Below are 16,828 nucleotides of genomic sequence, written 5' to 3' on the forward strand. Positions count from 1 at the left end.
GCAGGCCACCGTTTGGTCCCCAACGGACGCCAAATCGCGTCCAGACATGCCGTTTTTGACCAATCGATGACCCCACGCCGCCGCGCCGCAGGTACGACGACAGCTCCGCGAGAAGCCGCCCTGATCCGGTCAACCAGATGAGCGGGCCCAGCACTGAGTCAACAGGTCACCGTTTGGTCCCCAACGGGGGCCGGAGCGCGCCAGAGCATGCCGTCTCTGACCAATCGACGACCCACCAGCGCGGCAGCGCCGGCGCGGGTCAGCCGACCGGGGGGCCGGCGACCAGGGCGACGCCGGTGAGCGCGACCACGGCGACGACGCCGGTGACGGCGCCGCGCAGCGGGTTGCGCAGCAGCCAGGCCGTCGGGCGCTCGAGGCCGCTCGTCGGCTCGGCGGAGGTGAGGCGCCAGGTGTCGCCCAGCAGGCCGCGCGACTCGGCGTACCGGTCGAACCAGACGGTCATGAACGGCGGCACGGCGCTGACCAGGCCGAGCAGCGCGCGGCCGGGCGACCACCGCTGGTCGATCGCGACCAGCACGGTGACCAGGCAGTAGGCGATGAAGACGGTGCCGTGGATCATCCCGCCGACGCTGACCAGCGCCTCGGTGGTCTCGGTGACGTACTTGAGGAACATGCCGGTGAGCAGCAGCGCCCAGGTGAACGCCTCGGCGACGGCCACACCACGGAAGAGCTTGAGCGGACTCATGCGAAGACTCCTACAGCGAGGCTGGTGAAGAAGCCGAGCCCGTCGGTGCCCGGACCGCACAGGTCCTCCACCGCGTGCTCGGGGTGCGGCATCAGCCCGACCACGTTGCCGCGGGCGTTGGTGATGCCGGCGATCGCGCGCAGCGAGCCGTTGGGGTCCTCACCCAGGTAGCGCGCGACGACCTGTCCCTCCCCCTCGAGCCGGTCGAGCGTGTCCTCGTCGGCGACGAAGGAGCCCTCGCCGTTCTTGAGCACGATCGTGACCTCGGCGCCCTCGTCGTACGACGCGGTCCAGGGGGTGCGGTTGTTCTCGATCCGCAGCCGCTGGTCGGTGCAGACGAACTTGCGGTGGTTGTTGCGGATCAGCGCACCGGGAAGCAGGTGGGACTCACACAGGATCTGGAAGCCGTTGCAGATCCCCAGGACGGGCATCCCGCGCTCGGCGGCGGCGACGACCTCGGTCATCACCGGGGAGAACCGGGAGATGGCGCCGCAGCGCAGGTAGTCGCCGTAGGAGAAGCCACCGGGCAGGACGACGGCGTCGACGCCCTGCAGGTCGTGGTCCCCGTGCCACAGCGCGACGGCCTCGTGCCCGCCCAGACCGACGGCGCGGCGCGCGTCGACGTCGTCGAGCGAGCCGGGGAAGGTGACGACCCCGACCTTCACGAGCCGGCTCCGACGACGTGGGGGACGCCGTCGACGTGGACGGTGAAGTCCTCGATCACGGGGTTGGAGAGCAGCGTCTCGGCGATCCGGTGGACCTCGGCGAGGCGCTCGTCGGTGGCCTCCCCGTCCAGCTCGAGCTCGAAGCGCTTGCCCTGACGGACATCGGCGACTCCGGTGAAGCCCAGTCGCGGCAGCGCGCCGTGCACGGCCTTGCCCTGGGGGTCGAGGATTTCGGGCTTGAGCATGACGTCGACGACGACACGGGCCACGGGGCGGCTCCTTCTGCGGCAGGGATGCGCCCCCAAGTCTAGGCGGCAAGGGCCAACTGCCCGGATCTGGTCTCGCCGGGCGTCCGACCCCGCCCGACGCCGCCCGCCGCCGCCGGAGGACGACGGGTGACAACGTGCACAACCGGAGTGACACTGGGGAGATGGCATCCACCGACCCCCGCACCCCGCGCGCGATGACGTTGGACTTCCCGCAGTCCCTCGTCGTCTACGAGCACTACGCCGATGCGCAGAAGGCCGTCGACTTCCTGGCCGACAACAAGTTCCCGGTCGAGAACTGCGTGATCGTCGGTACGGACCTCAAGCAGATCGAGCGGATCACCGGTCGGCTGACCTACGGCCGGGTGGCCTTGGCCGGCATCGCGTCGGGCGCCTGGGTGGGCCTCTTCGTGGGCCTGATCTTCTCGATCTTCGGCGATGATGCGGTCCTGGCCGTCATCCTGTCCACGGTCTTCGTCGGCGCCGTCTTCGGGTTGATCTGGGGCCTGATCGGCTACGCCCTGACCCGCGGCCAGCGCGACTTCTACTCGGTCAGCTCCGTGGTCGCCACCCGCTACGAGGTGCTCGTCGAGCACAAGCACGCCGACGCCGCGCGGCAGCTGCTCGCCACCCTGCCCGGGGCGATGCCTGACCCCTTCGCCTGAGCCGCGTCGTACCCCGAGCACGGGGTACGACGCGGGCGTCGCGACAGCGAGCGCTCAGTTGAGCTCGCGCTTGAGGATCTTCCCGGTCGCGGTCATCGGCAGGCTGGGCGCCAGCTCGACGATGCGGGGGTACTTGTAGTTGGCCATCTGCGACTTGCCCCAGGCCACCAGCTCCTCGGCGGTGACCGAGGCGCCGTCGTTGAGGATGACGTACGCCTTGATCTCCTCGCCGTGGCTGTCGTGGGGCACCCCGACGACGGCGGCCAGCGAGACCGCCTCGTGAGTCATCAGGACCTCCTCGATCTCGCGGGGGTACACGTTGAACCCGCCGCGGATGATCATGTCCTTGGCCCGGTCGACGATGTAGTAGAAGCCGTCGGCGTCACGGCGGGCCAGGTCGCCGGTGCGGAACCAGCCGTCCTTCATCACCTCGGCGGTGGCCTCGGGGCGCTGGTAGTAGCCCTTCATGATGTTGTGCCCGCGGATCGCGATCTCGCCGACCGCGTCCTCGCCGGTCTCGCTGGTCGGCACCACCTCGTTCCAGGCGGCGTCGACGAGCTTGACCTCGATGCCCCAGATCGGTACGCCGATAGAGCCGGCGCGGGGCTCCTGCTCGGGGTCGCTGAACGTCGCCACCGGCGAGGTCTCCGAGAGGCCGTAGCCCTCGAGGATCTGGACGTGGAAGCGCTCCTTGAACTGCTTGAGGATCTCCACCGGCAGGGCCGAGCCGCCGGCGATCGCCAGGCGCAGGTTCGCCGCGATCCGGTCCACGTCGACGCCCTCGCCGAGCGCGTTGAGCAGGCCCCAGAACATCGTCGGCACGCCGGCGAACACGGTGATGTCCTCGGACTGCATCAGCGCCAGCGCCTGGTCGGCGTCGAAGCGCGGCAGCAGCACCAGGGTCGCGCCGACCGAGAAGCCGGCGTTCATGTTGACCGTCTGGCCGAAGGAGTGGAACAGCGGCAGCACCAGCAGGTGGGTGTCGCGGTCGGTCGGGCGGGAGTCGAAGAGCCGGTTGCAGGTCTGCGCGTTCATCACCATGTTGGAGTGGCTCAGCTCGGCGCCCTTGGGCTGCCCGGTGGTGCCGGAGGTGTAGAGGATGACCGCGGTGTCGGTCGGCTCGGTGGCGACCGACTCGAACGTCGCCGGCTGGCCGCCGAGCGCCTGCACCATGGTCGGGACGCCCTCGATCGGCGAGTCGGCCATCATGTCCGCGGTGATCACGAAGAAGCTCTCGCAGCCCTCGGCCAGCTCGAAGCCGGCGTGCCCCTCGCTGGCCATCGGCAGGTCGGGGGTGCCCTCGAAGCAGAAGTAGGCCTTCGCGTCGGAGTCGTTGAGGTGGTAGCCGATCTCGCGGCCCTTCAGCAGCACGTTGAGCGGCACGACGACCCCGCCGGCCTTGAGGATCCCGTAGTAGACGACCGGGAAGTAGGGCAGGTTCGGGCAGGACAGCGCGACCTTGTCGCCGGGCCGGATGCCGCGTGAGACCAGCAGGTTGGCGACCTGGTTGGCGAAACCGTCCACCTGCGCGTAGGTCAGGCGGAGGTCTCCGAGCACGACGGCGGCACGGTCGGGGTGGCGGCGGGCAGAGTCCTCGAGGAAGACCGACAGATTCAACATGGGCACAACCTACTCGGCGGTAGTGAGCCGCGTCACCGGGATCCTCCGACATCTTCGCCGAGGTCGCGCGCCGCCCGTCTCAGGTCGCTGCGGATCGCGGCCGGGCCGAGGACCCGCAGCGCGAGACCGACCGGGCGGCGCCAGCCCGGGGCCTCGAAGCTCACCTCGGCGTGCACCCGGGTGCGCGGCCCGCGTGCCGCGGCCGGGGCCGCGGCCGGGGCCGGGGCCGCCGCGAACGTCAGCCGCAGCCGGGCCACCAGGCCGCGCCACTGCCCCACCTCGGCCCACACCCGCCCGGGGACGTCCTCGGTGACCTCCATCAGCGGACGCAACCCGACGCGCGTCACGTCGTACCAGCGGGCCCCGACGCCGCGCGGCGGCCCGTCGAGCGGCTGGACCGCACGCAGGCTGGACTGCCAGCGCGGGCGCAGCGCCGGGTCGGCGAAGTAGCCCTGGGCGCGCTCGGGCGATGCCGCGACGAGCACCTCGACCGTGAACGCCATCTCAGCTCCCGAAGCCCCGGTCACAGCCCGCCCGACCGGTCAGAACCTCTCGCCGGTGAGCCGCTCGTAGGCCTCGACGTACTTGGCCCGGGTCAGCTCGACCACGTGGTCGGGCAGCCGCGGCGGCGCCTGTCCCGACGTACGGTCCCAGCCGGACTCGGCCGAGGTCAGCCAGTTGCGCACGATCTGCTTGTCGTACGACGGCTGGGCGCGCCCGGGCTGCCACTCCTCGGCCGGCCAGAACCGCGAGGAGTCGGGGGTGAGCACCTCGTCGGCCAGCCAGATGCCGCTGGGCCCCTCGGGCCCGACGAACCGGCCGAACTCGAGCTTGGTGTCGGCCAGCACGATGCCGCGCGCGCGGGCGATCTCCTCGGCCCGGGCGTAGACGGCCAGGGTCAGCTCCCGCAGCTGCTCGGCCTCGTCGGCGCCGACGGTGGCGACGACCGCGTCGAAGGAGACGTTCTCGTCGTGCTCGCCCTGCTCGGCCTTGGTGGCCGGGGTGAAGATCGGCTCCGGCAGCCGGGAGCCGTCCTCGAGGCCGGCAGGCAGCGCCACGCCGCAGACCTCACCGGTGGCCCGGTAGTCGGCCAGGCCGGAGCCGGTCAGGTAGCCACGGGCCACGCACTCGACGGGGTACATGTGCAGGCGCTCGCAGATGACCGCCCGCCCGCGCACCGAGGCCGGAACGTCGATGGACACCACGTGGTTGGGCACCAGGTCGGCGAGCTGGTCGAACCACCACAGCGACATCCGGGTGAGGATCTCGCCCTTGTCGGGGATGGTCGGCTCCAGCGCGAAGTCGTAGGCCGAGATCCGGTCGCTGGCGACCATCAGCAGCCGGCCGGCGTGCTCGCCGGCGTCGATGCGGTAGAGGTCGCGGACCTTGCCCGAGTGCAGGTGGGTCGCGCCCTCGACGGCCGGGGCAGGCGTGTGGTCGATGCTCACGTGGGCCAGCCTAGGGGGCGGACCCGACCCCGTGGTCTCGGTCTCGCGCCGTAGGCTGGCTCACATGGCAGTCGTCAAGATCAACGCGATCAGTGTCCCGCCGCAGGCCGGTCCCGAGCTCGAGCGCCGTTTCGGCGAGCGCGCCGGCACCATCGACGGCACCCCGGGCTTCCTGGGCTTCCAGCTGCTGCGCCCCACCGCGGGCGAGGAGCGCTACTTCGTCGTCACCCAGTGGGAGGACGACGCCTCGTTCGAGGCCTGGCGCGACGGCGACGCCCGCGCGGCGCACGCCGGGCAGCACGGCAAGCCCGTCGCCTCGGGCGCCAACCTCCTCGAGTTCGAGGTCGTCCTCGACGTCAGGCCCTGACCTCTCAGTAGCGCAGCTCGAAGCCCGCGGTCCCCTCGGGCGGCACGTGCGCGACGCGTACGTCGTGCACGCGCGCGAGTCGCGGCCCCTCGCGACACCACGCCACGATCGCCGCCACCGCGTCCGCATCGCCCTCGAAGTGCGCCGCCACCGAGCCGTCGGGCTCGTTGCGCACCCAGCCGCGCAGTCCGAGCCGGGCCGCCTCCTGCTCGGTCGCGGCCCGGAACGACACGCCCTGGACCCGACCGGTCACCACCACCTCGACGGCACGCTCACCCATCCGCCCATGATGCCCGACCCGCGCGCCCGCGGCGTCGAGGCGGCTGCGCTTGAGTCCGGCTGGATGCTGGAGCGATGGGAGAGGAACGGGGGGCCGCCGAGCAGGCCGCGGCCGCGCCGTACGTGCCCGACCCGCGCCGCTGGCGGATCCTGGGCGTCACCCTCGTCATCGGCTTCATGTCGCTGCTCGACGTCACCATCGTCAACGTGGCGATCCCCTCACTGCGCGCCGGCCTGGACACCTCCACCGCGAACATCCAGTGGGTCGTCTCCGGCTACGCGCTGACGTTCGGGCTGACCCTGGTCGCCGGCGGGCGCCTCGGCGACGCCTACGGGCGGCGCCGGCTGATGGTGATCGGGCTGATCGGCTTCGTGCTGTCCAGCGCGGCGGTCGGCTTCGCGCCCGACGCCGCCACGGTGATCGCCGCACGGCTCGCCCAGGGCGCGTCGGCCGGGCTGCTCACCCCGCAGAACTCCGGGCTCATCCAGCAGCTGTTCCGGGCCGAGGAGCGCGGGCGCGCCTTCGGCATGTTCGGGTTCACGGTGGCCACGGCGTCCGCGGCGGGGCCGGTCCTGGGCGGGGTGATCATCGCGCTGGCCGGCGCCGAGAACGGGTGGCGCTGGCTGTTCTGGATCAACGTCCCGATCGGGCTGGTGGCGCTGGTCGCGATCTGGCGGCTGGTGCCCGGCGCCCCTCGGCGCGACGGCGAGCGGCCCGGCATCGACGTGTCGGGCGCCCTGCTGCTGGGCGGGGCGGTGCTCTGCGTGCTCTACCCGCTGGTCAGCGCCGAGGGCGGACAGCGGCTGCCGCTGCTGCTCCTGCTCGGGGCGCCGCCGCTGGCCTGGGCGTTCGTGCGGTGGGAGAGCCGGCTGCGCGACCTGGGGCGCCAGCCGCTGCTCGACCTCGCCCTGCTGCGCCGTACCCCCGGGTTCGCCGGCGGGCTGGCCATCGGGACGCTGTACTTCACCGGGTTCACCGGAATCTTCCTGGTGCTCTCGGTGCACCTGCAGGAGTCGCTGGGGCTCTCGGCGCTGGAGGCGGGGCTGCTGACCATCCCGTTCGCGCTCGGCGCCGCGATCACCTCGCCGCTGGCCGGTCGGCTGGTCTTCCGCTGGGAGCGCAGGGTCACCCTGACCGCGCTGGTCACGATGATGAGCGGCATCGCGCTGGTCGCGCTGCTCGTCCCCGGCCGGGAGGGCAGCGCGCTGTTCTGGACCCTGGTGCCGTGCCTGCTGCTGGCCGGTCTCGGCGGCGGCGGGGTGATCTCACCCAACCTGACGCTCACCCTGGCGCGGGTGCCGCCGGAGATGGGCGGCGCCGCCGGCGGGGCGGTGCAGACCGGGCAGCGGATCGGGTCGGCGCTCGGCGCGGCGATGCTGATGACCGCCTACGGGGTCGCGCTCAACGTCTCCCCCGCGGCCGGGCTGCGCGCCGCGCTCGGCACCGCGCTGGTACTGCTGAGCCTGGCCCTCGGCGTCGCGGTGCTCAGCGCCCGCTCCACCGGTGCCCGCTCCGCGCCCGGCGCCGGATCCGAGGCTGCGGCCTAGCTCGGGGGTCCCGTGCGCCCGAGCGTCTCGCGCAGCGCGGCGAGCGCGGACACCTCGGGCGTCCAGCCGAGCTCGGTACGGGCGCGGGTGGTGTCCATCAGCACCGGCCGGGTGAGCGCCTCGACCCACTGTGCCGGCGACGGCAGCCCGGGCAGGCGGGCGAGGAGGCGGGCCAGCTCCTGCACGGGCGCGCCGGGCAGGGACACCGGGAGCAGCCCCAGCTCCCGGGCGATGTCGACGCTGCTGAGCGTGTCGTCGGCGGCGATGTTGTAGGCCCCGGGCGGACCGGCGCCGACGATGCACCGCACGAGCGCCCGGCCCACGTCGTACTCGTGGATCAGCTGGAGCGGCAGGTCGGGCACCGGCACCGGGAGCGGCGGCAGGCGCCGGGGCAGCAGCCGCGACCAGCCGGTCGGGAGCCGACCGGCCAGCCAGGCGGGCAGCTCGGCCTTGGCGCCCACGGTGTGCGGGCCGAGGACGATCGGGGGGCGCAGCAGGTACAGGTCGATCTCGGGGTGGGCCGCCGCCTCGCGCAGCAGCAGCTCCTCGACCTCGGCCTTCTCCTGGGCGTAGAACAGCCGGGGGTCGGGGCGGACCGGGCAGTCCTCGTCGAGCTCGGCAGGGTTGTCGCGGTGGAAGCCGTAGGCGGCCACCGAGGAGGTGTAGACGAAGCGGCGCGCGCCGGCGGCGAGCGCGGCCCGGAAGGCGTTGCGGGTGCCCTCGACGTTGATCTCGCGGGTGGTCTCCCGCGCGCCGCCGACCACCACGAACGCGAGGTGGACCACGACGTCGGCGCCGTCGAAGGCGCGGGCCAGGGACTCCGGCTCGCGTACGTCGCCGCGGCGGTAGGTCATCTTGGGCCACCCGTGCGCGGCCGGGTCGAACGGACGGCGGGCGGTGCCGACCACCCGTGCCACCCGCGGGTCCGCCTCGAGCAGCGGGGCGAGCCCGAAGCCGAGGGTCCCGGTCGGCCCGGTGACCGCCACGCTCAGCTCGGTGTCGTCGGGGTCTGGCTGCGGAGTGCTCACCGCTGCCAGGTACCCAGGGGCGGGCGGGTCAAGTGGGGTGGCGGCGGGCGGCGTACCGGCCGGGAACTGGCCACGTGAAACTGGCACTTCCCACGTGTTCCTTCACGTGGGAAGTGGGGGTTTCACGAGTTAACTCGTGAACCCGCAGCCCCCACGCGCCTCACAAGATGTCCCCCGGCGCGTACCCCGCAGCCCCCGGATGCCGCGCGGCGAGCGCGTCCACGCGCCGTACCACCTCCTGGACCTGGGCGACGGCGGCGCCGGTGAACTCGATCGGCTCGGCGACCAGGGCCGAGATCTGCTCGCGGGTGAGCCCCAGCCGGGGGTCGGCGGCGAGCCGGTCGAAGAGGTCGTTGACGGCGAGGCCCTGGCGCATCTCCAGCGCGACGCCGACGGCGTGCTCCTTGATGGCCTCGTGCGCGACCTCGCGGCCGACGCCGTTGCGGACCGCCGACATCAGCACCTTGGTGGTGGTCAGGAACGGCAGGTAGCGGTCGAGCTCGCGCTGGATCACCGCGGGGAAGGCGCCGAACTCGTCGAGCACGGTGAGGAAGGTCTGGAAGAGCCCGTCGGCGGCGAAGAACGCGTCGGGCAGCGCCACCCGGCGGACGACCGAGCAGGAGACGTCGCCCTCGTTCCACTGGTCGCCGGCCAGCTCGCCGACCATCGACAGGTGCCCACGCAGGATCACCGCGAGCCCGTTCACCCGCTCGCAGGAGCGGGTGTTCATCTTGTGCGGCATCGCCGAGGAGCCGACCTGGCCCTCCTTGAAGCCCTCGGTGACCAGCTCGATGCCGGCCATCAGCCGGATCGTGGTGGCGAGGTTGGAGGGGCCCGCCACCAGCTGGACCAGCGCCGAGACGACCTCGAAGTCGAGCGAGCGCGGGTAGACCTGGCCGACCGAGGTGAGCACGTGGTCGAAGCCGAGGTGGGCCGCGACCCGGCTCTCCAGCTCGGCCAGCCGGGCGGCGTCGCCGTCGAGCAGGTCGAGCATGTCCTGGGCGGTGCCGACCGGGCCCTTGATGCCGCGCAGCGGGTAGCGCGCCAGCAGCTCCTCGACCCGCGCGATCGCGACCAGCATCTCGTCGGCGATGCTGGCGAACCGCTTGCCGAGCGTGGTCGCCTGGGCGGCCACGTTGTGGGAGCGACCGGCCATCACCGTGGTCTCGTGCTCGGCGGCGAGGCGCCCGAGGCGGACGGCGGCCGCGACGCCGCGGTCGCGCAGGATCTCCAGCGACTGGCGCACCTGCAGCTGCTCGACGTTCTCGGTCAGGTCGCGCGAGGTCATCCCCTTGTGGATGTGCTCGTGACCGGCGAGCGCGCAGAACTCCTCGATGCGGGCCTTCACGTCGTGGCGGGTGACCCGCTCGCGCGCGGCGATCGAGGCCAGGTCGACCCGGTCGACGACGGCCTCGTAGGCCTCGACGACCCCGTCGGGCACGTCGATGCCGAGGTCGCGCTGGGCCTTGAGCACGGCGATCCACAGCTGGCGCTCCAGCACGATCTTGTGCTCCGGGGACCAGATCGCGGCGAGGTCGGCGCCGGCGTACCGGGTGGCGAGGACGTTGGGGAACTCGGGCACGGGCGTCACTTTCCGTCGGGGGTGGGGGTCGCGGAGGCCGCGCGGGCGGCCTTCGCCGCGATGTCGTAGCGGTGCTGGGCGCCGGGGAAGGCGATCCGCTCCACGCCGGCGTAGGCGCGGGCCCGGGCGTCGGTGAGGTCGCTGCCCACCGCGGTGACCGCGAGCACCCGGCCGCCGGCGGTGACCAGCGCGTCGCGGTCCAGGGCCGTGCCGGCGTGGATGACATGCACGCCGGAGACCGCCTCGGCCTCCTCGATCCCGGTGATCAGGTCGCCGCGCGAGGAGGACTCGGGGTAGCCGCGCGAGGCGAGCACGACGGCGACGGCCGCGCCAGGCTTCCACGCCGGGGCCGGTACGGCGTCGAGCCGGCCGGTCGCGGCGGCGTACAGCAGCGGCGAGAGCGGCGAGTCGAGCAGCGCCATCAGGGCCTGGGTCTCCGGGTCGCCGAAGCGGGCGTTGAACTCGATCACCCGGGTGCCGCGCGAGGTGAGGGCGAGCCCGGCGTAGAGCAGTCCGCGGAACGGCGTGCCGCGGCGCGCCATCTCGTCGACGGTGGGCTGCAGGACGTCGCGCAGCACCTCGTCGACCAGCCCCTCGGGCGCCCACGGCAGCGGCGTGTAGGCGCCCATGCCGCCGGTGTTGGGCCCGGAGTCGCCGTCGAAGATCCGCTTGAAGTCCTGGGCCGGCTGCAGCGGGCGCACGGTGACGCCGTCGGTGATCGCGAAGAGGGAGACCTCGGGGCCGTCGAGGTACTCCTCGATCACGACGCGCCCGCAGGCGGCGGCGTGCTCGACCGCGGCCCGCCGGTCCGAGGTCACCACCACGCCCTTGCCGGCGGCGAGGCCGTCGTCCTTGACCACGTACGGCGCGCCGAACTCGTCGAGGGCCTCGGCCACCTCCTCGGGGGTGGTGCAGAGCCGGGCGGCGGCGGTGGGCACGCCGGCGGCGGCCATCACCTCCTTGGCGAACGCCTTGGAGCCCTCGAGGCGGGCGGCCTCCCGGGACGGACCGAAGCAGGCGATCCCACGTCCGGTGACCACGTCGGCGACCCCGGCGACCAGGGGCGCCTCCGGGCCGACGACGACCAGGTCGACGCCGAGCCGCTCGGCGAGGTCCGCCACCGCCGCGCCGTCGAGCGGGTCGACCTCGTGCAGGGTGGCGACGGCGGCGATGCCCGGGTTGCCGGGGGCGGCATGGACCGCGCTGACCCCGGGATCGAGCGAGAGGGCGCGGGCGAGGGCGTGCTCGCGGCCGCCGGTACCGATCACGAGGGTCTTCACGGGCGTCCATCCTAGGCGCGGGCCGCGGGTGGCCCCCCACGGCTACTCGCGGCGGACGCGGCCGGGCCCGGGGTGGTGGGCCCGGCCGCGCTCGCCGACCCGTCATCCGCGCCGCGACACGCCGTACGAAAGGTCGAGGGAGTGACGGGTCGGCGGGGTTGGGGGTTGGGGGTCTTTTTCTTGGGGTGGGGGGTGGGGTGGGGTGGGGTGGGGGGTTAGTCGTTGTGGACGAGGATGCTTTGTTCCCGGCCGGGGCCTACGCCTACGGCCCAGAGGCGGGTGCCGGACATCTCCTCGAGCGCCTTGACGTAGGTCTGCGCGTTCTTGGGCAGCTCCTCGAAGGTGCGGCAGCCGGAGATGTCGGTCTGCCAGCCCTCGAAGTACTCGTAGATCGGCTTGGCGTGGTGGAACTCGGTCTGCGTCATCGGCATCTCGTCGTGGCGCACGCCGTCGATCTCGTAGGCCACGCAGACCGGGATCCGCTCCCAGGAGTCGAGCACGTCGAGCTTGGTCAGGAAGTAGTCGGTCAGCCCGTTGACCCGCGTCGAGTAGCGCGCCACCACCGCGTCGTACCAGCCGCAGCGGCGGGTCCGCCCGGTGGAGACGCCGATCTCGCCGCCGATGCGCTGCAGCGCCTCACCGTCCTCGTCGAAGAGCTCGGTCGGGAACGGCCCGGAGCCGACCCGGGTGGTGTAGGCCTTGATCACGCCGATCACCCGGTCGATGCGGGTCGGTCCGACGCCCGCGCCGACGCAGACGCCGCCGGCCACCGGGTTGCTGCTGGTGACGAACGGGTAGGTGCCGTGGTCGACGTCGAGCATGGTGGCCTGGGCGCCCTCGAAGAGCACCGTCTCGCCGCGGTCCAGCGCCTGGTTGAGCAGCAGCGAGGTGTCGGCGACCATCGGCCGCAGCCGGTCGACGTAGGACAGCAGCTCCTCGACGACCGCGTCGGTCTCGATCGCGCGGCGGTTGTAGACCTTGGTGAACAGGTGGTTGCGCTGCTCCAGGGCCGCCTCGACCTTGGCGCGCAGGATCTTCTCGTCGAAGAGGTCTGCGACCCGGATGCCGAGCCGGTTGATCTTGTCGACGTACGCCGGGCCGATGCCGCGCCCGGTCGTGCCGATCCGGTTCTTGCCGAGGAACCGCTCGGTGACCTTGTCGATCGTGGAGTGGTACGACGCGATCACGTGCGCGTTGGCGCTGACCACCAGGTCGGCCACCTCCACCCCGCGCTCGATCAGCGAGTCGAGCTCGCGGAACAGCGCCTCGGGCGAGACCACGACGCCGTTGGCGATCACCGACGTGGCGCCCGGGGTCAGGATCCCGCTGGGGAGCAGGTGGGTCGCGAACTTCTCGCCGTTGACGACGATCGTGTGGCCCGCGTTATGGCCGCCACTGGTGCGCACGACGTAGTCGATCGTGGCGCTGGTGGCGAGCTGATCGGTCGCCTTGCCCTTGCCCTCGTCGCCCCACTGGGCGCCGAGGATGACGATGGCCGGCATCGAGTCACCTCTGTCTGGAAATGGAAACAGCCCCTGCAACAGCGCGTGCTGACCGAGGCTGGCGGGGGCTCTTGCGACGCCACGCTACCAAAACCCCGCGCAGGAGCCAGCACGCGAACCCAACCGGAAAGGCGAGCTGTCGCTAAGGTCCGCACGTGGACCCTCTCCTCGTCATCACCAACAGCGAAGCCGGCCCGGCCGACGACGAGCGCCTGCACCGCGCCCTCGACGTCCTGCGTGGTGAGGCCTCGGTGGAGGTCGCGGCGACCGCCAACCCCGGGGAGCTCGACGGAGTGCTGCACCGCGCGGGATCGCGGCGGATCGTGGTGGCCGGCGGCGACGGCAGCCTGCACGCGGTCGTCGCCGCGCTGCACCGGCGCAACCAGCTCAAGGACGCGGTGCTCAGCCTGCTCCCGCTGGGGACCGGCAACGACTTCGCCCGGGGCACCGGGATCCCGCTGGACCTCGAGCAGGCCGCCGAGCTGGCCCTGCACGGCACGATCAGCACCGTCGACCTCATCGTCGACGAGCTCGGCGGCGTCGTGGTCAACAACGTCCACGCCGGCGCCGGCGCGCAGGCCAGCAGGCGCGGCCACCGCTGGAAGAAGCGGCTGGGCGAGGTCGGCGTCGGCTGGGCGAACCTCGGCCGGCTGGGCTACCCGATCGGGGCGGTGCTCGCGGCCTTCCGGCCGCCGCACATCCGGCTGCGGGTGAGCGTCGACGGGGTGCTGGTCAACGACTTCGACGAGCCGCTGCTGATGGTCGCGGTCGGCAACAGCTCGCACGTCGGCGGTGGCACCGAGCTGACCCCGCAGGCCGACCCCATGGACGGCAAGGTCGACGTCCTGATCTCCCGCTCGACCGGGCTGTGGGCCCGCTTCGCCTTCGTGGGCCACCTCCAGCGCGGCGCCCACACCCGGCGCGACGACGTGCTCTACTTGCGCGGCTCGGAGGTCTCCATCGCGGGCGAGGACTTCTGGTGCAGCGCCGACGGGGAGATCTACGGCCCCGAGCGCCAGCGCACCTGGCACGTCGAGCAGGCGGCGTTCTCGATGACGCTCCCGGACTGACCCGACGCACGCGGGTCGCGCCCGCTACAGCCAGCCGCGGCGTACCGCCTCGACGCCGGCCTGGAAGCGGGAGTCGACGCCCAGGTCGCTGAGGATCGCGGCGATCCGGCGGCGCACGGTGCGCAGGCTCAGGCCGAGCGCGCGCGCGATCTGCTCGTCCTTGGCGCCCTCGGCGAGCTGCTGGAGCAGCAGCCGGCGCAGGTCGGGGCGGGCCTGGCCGAGCTCCAGGCCCGGCACCGACGCGGCTCGGTCCCAGATCAGCTCGAAGAGACCGGCCAGCCCGCGCACCAGGCCTCCCTGGCGGATCAGCAGACGGCGCTCGGAGACGATGCCAAGCGTCTCGGGGACCAGGGCGTGGCTGCTCCCCAGCACGAGCAGCCGGGCCGGCAGCTCCGCGATCACCCGGATGTCCTCACCCATCCGCGCCCGCGCCACCAGCACCTGAGGCGCCTCCTGGAGGATCCGCGCCGGGTAGATGGCGCGCGAGCGACGACCGGCCTCGATCTGCTCGGCCACCGCCGCGGCGAGCGCGCTCTCGTGGGGCAGGCGCCACTGGTCGGGGCGCAGCCACAGCAGGTCGCCCTGCGTCTCGCGCATCAGCGACACGATCAGGCTCGGCATGTCACCGCCCTCGAGCACCTGGCCGGCGATCGGCTCGAACGGGTGCTCCCCGGCGTCCATGACGAGGTCACGCGGCGGCTGCCCACCCCCCGGAGCGCCGTCGAGCAGCGGGATCGCGCGGGCAAGCATGCCCAGCTGCTCGCTGATCTGGGCGGTCGCGGCCGCCTGCGCCTGGACCAGCGTCGCGAACGCCTCCACCGGGGGGAGCAGGCGGACGCTGTCGCCCTCACGCCGGGCGATGCCCAGGTCGAAGAGCGGCCCCAGCTCGTCGAGGAGCTGTTCGCGGGTGCGCAGCACGGTGCTGGCCGCCTGGTCCAGGGCGGTGCCGCGGGAGCCCGGCGCCGCGCCGAGCAGCTGCCAGTACAGCTGTTCGGTGTCCGATCCGACGCCCAAGACGGAGAAGGCGGAGGAGACCGAGCTGCGCAGCACGCTGGCATGTTAGTGCCATTGGCATCAAGTAGCCACAGCATGAGGTCCGAGCAGTGGCATTCTGAGCACGCGTCAGTCGGCCACGTCACACCGCGGGGGATGAGACACCGACAGGCCGCACGGTCCGCATCGGGGGATGAGGCCGCACGGCCCGACGCACCAAAAGGGCGCCGGAGTCGCCGCAGGGGACGTCTCCGGCGCCCTTTCTCGTCTCCGCGGCCGCGCCCGCTAGCGTTGGGGCGTGAACAGCACCCCCGACGCCGCGCCCGAGACCCCCGAGCAGGACCTGCCGGCCCAGATGCAAGTACGTCGGGAGAAGCGCGAGCGCCTGCTGCAGCAGGGCATCGCGCCGTACCCGGTCGCGGTCCCACGCACGCACACACTGGCCGAGGTGCGCGAGCGCTGGGGACACCTGGAGAGCGGCGAGGAGACCCAGGACGTCGTCGGCGTGGCCGGCCGGGTGATCTTCGTGCGCAACACCGGCAAGCTGGCCTTCGCCACCCTGCAGGAGGGGGCCGGCACCCGCCTGCAGGTCATGCTGAGCCTGGCCGAGGTCGGCGAGGAGGCCCTGGCGGCCTGGAAGAGCGACGTCGACCTGGGCGACCACGTCTTCGTGCGTGGCCGGGTGATCTCCAGCCGCCGCGGCGAGCTCTCGGTGATGGCCCAGGAGTGGCAGATGGCGTCCAAGGCGCTGCGCCCGATGCCGGTCATGCACAAGGACCTCACCCCCGAGACCCGGGTCCGGCAGCGCTACGCCGACCTCATCGTGCGCCAGGAGGCACGCGACATGGTGCGCGCCAAGGCGCGGATCCTGAGCGCGATCCGGCACTGCCTGGAGGAGCAGGACTACCTCGAGGTCGAGACGCCGATCCTGCAGCTCGTCCACGGCGGCGCCGCGGCGCGCCCCTTCCACACCCACCTCAACGCCTTCAACCAGTCCATGTCGCTGCGCATCGCACTGGAGCTGAACCTGAAGAAGGCCGTCGTCGGCGGGGTCGACCGGGTCTACGAGATGGGCCGGATCTTCCGCAACGAGGGCGTCGACTCCACCCACTCCCCCGAGTTCACGATGCTGGAGGCCTACCAGGCCTACGGCGACCAGACCTCGATCGCCCGGCTGATGCAGGACATCTTCGTCGCCGCCGCGGACGCGCTGGGCAGCCGCCAGATCGAGACCGAGCGGGGCACCGTCGACCTGGACGGCGAGTGGCGCTGGCTGCCGGTCTACGACGCCATCTCCGAGGTCGTCGGCCAGCCCGTCGACGTGAGCACGCCGGTGGAGACGCTGCGCGAGATCGCCGCGCGCCACGAGGTGTCGATCGACCCCGCCTGGGACGGCGAGAAGGTCGCCCTGGAGCTGCTCGGCGAGCTCGTCGAGCCGACGCTGCTGCAGCCCACGTTCCTGTGCGACTACCCCGCCAGCGCCCAGCCGCTGGCGCGCCCGCACCGCGACAAGCCCGGGCTCATCGAGGCCTGGGACCTGATCATCGCCGGCGTCGAGCGCGGCACCGGCTTCTCGGAGCTGATCGACCCGGTGGTGCAGCGCGAGGTCCTGGTCCAGCAGTCGCTGCGGGCCGCCGGCGGTGACCCCGAGGCGATGCAGCTCGACGAGGACTTCCTGCGGGCGCTGGAGTACGGCGCCCCGCCGATGGGCGGCCTCGGCCTGGGCATCGACCGGCTGACGATGCTCTTCACCGGCGCCAACATCCGCGAGACGATCCTCTTCCCGCACCTCAAGCCCGAGGCCTGAGC

At 72.6% G+C, this 16,828-nt stretch carries 17 protein-coding genes; 5 read left to right on the forward strand and 12 right to left on the reverse strand.

The window, feature by feature from the left end; all coding sequences use genetic code 11:
* Positions 1-259 precede the first annotated feature (259 nt).
* From AC6EH9_RS00160 to purS, 3 genes are read right to left on the reverse strand one after another with little or no spacing between them, the layout of a single operon-like run.
* Positions 260-706: a DUF3817 domain-containing protein gene (locus tag AC6EH9_RS00160; RefSeq protein ID WP_498419402.1), complete on the reverse strand. Its 447-nt coding sequence runs from the start codon at positions 704-706 to the stop codon at positions 260-262.
* On the reverse strand, positions 703-1,371 hold the full coding sequence (gene purQ / locus AC6EH9_RS00165) for a phosphoribosylformylglycinamidine synthase subunit PurQ (protein WP_498419404.1): 669 nt from the start codon (positions 1,369-1,371) through the stop codon (positions 703-705). The genes AC6EH9_RS00160 and purQ overlap by 4 nt, the downstream gene beginning before the upstream one ends.
* Positions 1,368-1,640 carry a phosphoribosylformylglycinamidine synthase subunit PurS gene (gene purS, locus AC6EH9_RS00170; protein WP_498419406.1) on the reverse strand — a complete coding sequence of 91 codons (273 nt, stop codon included), beginning with the start codon at positions 1,638-1,640 and terminating at the stop codon, positions 1,368-1,370. The genes purQ and purS overlap by 4 nt, the downstream gene beginning before the upstream one ends.
* Positions 1,641-1,801: 161 nt before the next feature.
* Between purS and AC6EH9_RS00175 the strand changes: the two genes are divergently transcribed.
* Positions 1,802-2,302 (forward strand): YflT domain-containing protein, encoded by a 501-nt coding sequence (locus tag AC6EH9_RS00175; RefSeq protein WP_498419408.1) that lies wholly within the window; start codon positions 1,802-1,804, stop codon positions 2,300-2,302.
* A 54-nt stretch (positions 2,303-2,356) separates the two neighbouring features.
* Here AC6EH9_RS00175 and AC6EH9_RS00180 read toward each other — a convergent pair whose 3' ends face one another.
* The 3 genes from AC6EH9_RS00180 to AC6EH9_RS00190 are packed head-to-tail and all read right to left on the reverse strand — an operon-like array spanning position 2,357 to position 5,370.
* Positions 2,357-3,922 carry a long-chain-fatty-acid--CoA ligase gene (locus tag AC6EH9_RS00180; protein ID WP_498419410.1) on the reverse strand — a complete coding sequence of 522 codons (1,566 nt, stop codon included), beginning with the start codon at positions 3,920-3,922 and terminating at the stop codon, positions 2,357-2,359.
* A 32-nt stretch (positions 3,923-3,954) separates the two neighbouring features.
* Positions 3,955-4,425 carry an SRPBCC family protein gene (locus AC6EH9_RS00185; protein WP_498419411.1) on the reverse strand — a complete coding sequence of 157 codons (471 nt, stop codon included), beginning with the start codon at positions 4,423-4,425 and terminating at the stop codon, positions 3,955-3,957.
* 39 nt (positions 4,426-4,464) lie between these two features.
* Positions 4,465-5,370, reverse strand: a complete 906-nt coding sequence (locus tag AC6EH9_RS00190) for a phosphoribosylaminoimidazolesuccinocarboxamide synthase (RefSeq protein WP_498419413.1) — start codon at positions 5,368-5,370, stop codon at positions 4,465-4,467.
* A 64-nt stretch (positions 5,371-5,434) separates the two neighbouring features.
* On the opposite strand from AC6EH9_RS00190, the gene AC6EH9_RS00195 reads away from it, so the two are divergent.
* Positions 5,435-5,737, forward strand: coding sequence for an antibiotic biosynthesis monooxygenase family protein (locus AC6EH9_RS00195; RefSeq protein WP_498419415.1), 303 nt, complete (start codon positions 5,435-5,437; stop codon positions 5,735-5,737).
* Positions 5,738-5,741: 4 nt separating this feature from the next.
* On the opposite strand, the gene AC6EH9_RS00200 is transcribed toward AC6EH9_RS00195, so the two are convergent.
* Positions 5,742-6,017 carry an acylphosphatase gene (locus AC6EH9_RS00200; RefSeq protein WP_498419416.1) on the reverse strand — a complete coding sequence of 92 codons (276 nt, stop codon included), beginning with the start codon at positions 6,015-6,017 and terminating at the stop codon, positions 5,742-5,744.
* Between the two features lie 74 nt (positions 6,018-6,091).
* On the opposite strand from AC6EH9_RS00200, the gene AC6EH9_RS00205 reads away from it, so the two are divergent.
* Positions 6,092-7,564 carry an MFS transporter gene (locus AC6EH9_RS00205; RefSeq protein ID WP_498419417.1) on the forward strand — a complete coding sequence of 491 codons (1,473 nt, stop codon included), beginning with the start codon at positions 6,092-6,094 and terminating at the stop codon, positions 7,562-7,564.
* Here AC6EH9_RS00205 and AC6EH9_RS00210 read toward each other — a convergent pair.
* From AC6EH9_RS00210 to AC6EH9_RS00225, 4 genes are all read right to left on the reverse strand, one after another.
* Positions 7,561-8,592, reverse strand: a complete 1,032-nt coding sequence (locus AC6EH9_RS00210; RefSeq protein ID WP_498419419.1) for an NAD-dependent epimerase/dehydratase family protein — start codon at positions 8,590-8,592, stop codon at positions 7,561-7,563. The genes AC6EH9_RS00205 and AC6EH9_RS00210 overlap by 4 nt on opposite strands.
* A gap of 160 nt (positions 8,593-8,752) precedes the next feature.
* The gene (purB, locus tag AC6EH9_RS00215) at positions 8,753-10,174 is read right to left on the reverse strand and encodes an adenylosuccinate lyase (protein ID WP_498419421.1); all 1,422 of its coding nucleotides are present in this window, start codon (positions 10,172-10,174) and stop codon (positions 8,753-8,755) included.
* A gap of 5 nt (positions 10,175-10,179) precedes the next feature.
* Entirely contained in the window at positions 10,180-11,454 is a 1,275-nt protein-coding gene (purD, locus tag AC6EH9_RS00220; protein ID WP_498419423.1) for a phosphoribosylamine--glycine ligase, read from the reverse strand.
* Positions 11,455-11,669: 215 nt separating this feature from the next.
* Positions 11,670-12,956, reverse strand: a complete 1,287-nt coding sequence (locus AC6EH9_RS00225) for an adenylosuccinate synthase (RefSeq protein WP_498419425.1) — start codon at positions 12,954-12,956, stop codon at positions 11,670-11,672.
* Between the two features lie 155 nt (positions 12,957-13,111).
* Here AC6EH9_RS00225 and AC6EH9_RS00230 point away from each other — a divergent pair, with 155 nt between their 5' ends.
* Complete coding sequence (locus tag AC6EH9_RS00230) at positions 13,112-14,026, forward strand: diacylglycerol/lipid kinase family protein (RefSeq protein WP_498419427.1); 915 nt, start codon at positions 13,112-13,114, stop codon at positions 14,024-14,026.
* A gap of 24 nt (positions 14,027-14,050) precedes the next feature.
* On the opposite strand, the gene AC6EH9_RS00235 is transcribed toward AC6EH9_RS00230, so the two are convergent.
* Complete coding sequence (locus AC6EH9_RS00235; RefSeq protein ID WP_498419428.1) at positions 14,051-15,076, reverse strand: LuxR C-terminal-related transcriptional regulator; 1,026 nt, start codon at positions 15,074-15,076, stop codon at positions 14,051-14,053.
* Positions 15,077-15,374: 298 nt separating this feature from the next.
* On the opposite strand from AC6EH9_RS00235, the gene lysS reads away from it, so the two are divergent.
* Positions 15,375-16,826, forward strand: a complete 1,452-nt coding sequence (gene lysS, locus AC6EH9_RS00240; RefSeq protein ID WP_498420598.1) for a lysine--tRNA ligase — start codon at positions 15,375-15,377, stop codon at positions 16,824-16,826.
* Positions 16,827-16,828: the final 2 nt, after the last annotated feature.

Source organism: Nocardioides sp. Z21_20 (assembly GCF_059766585.1).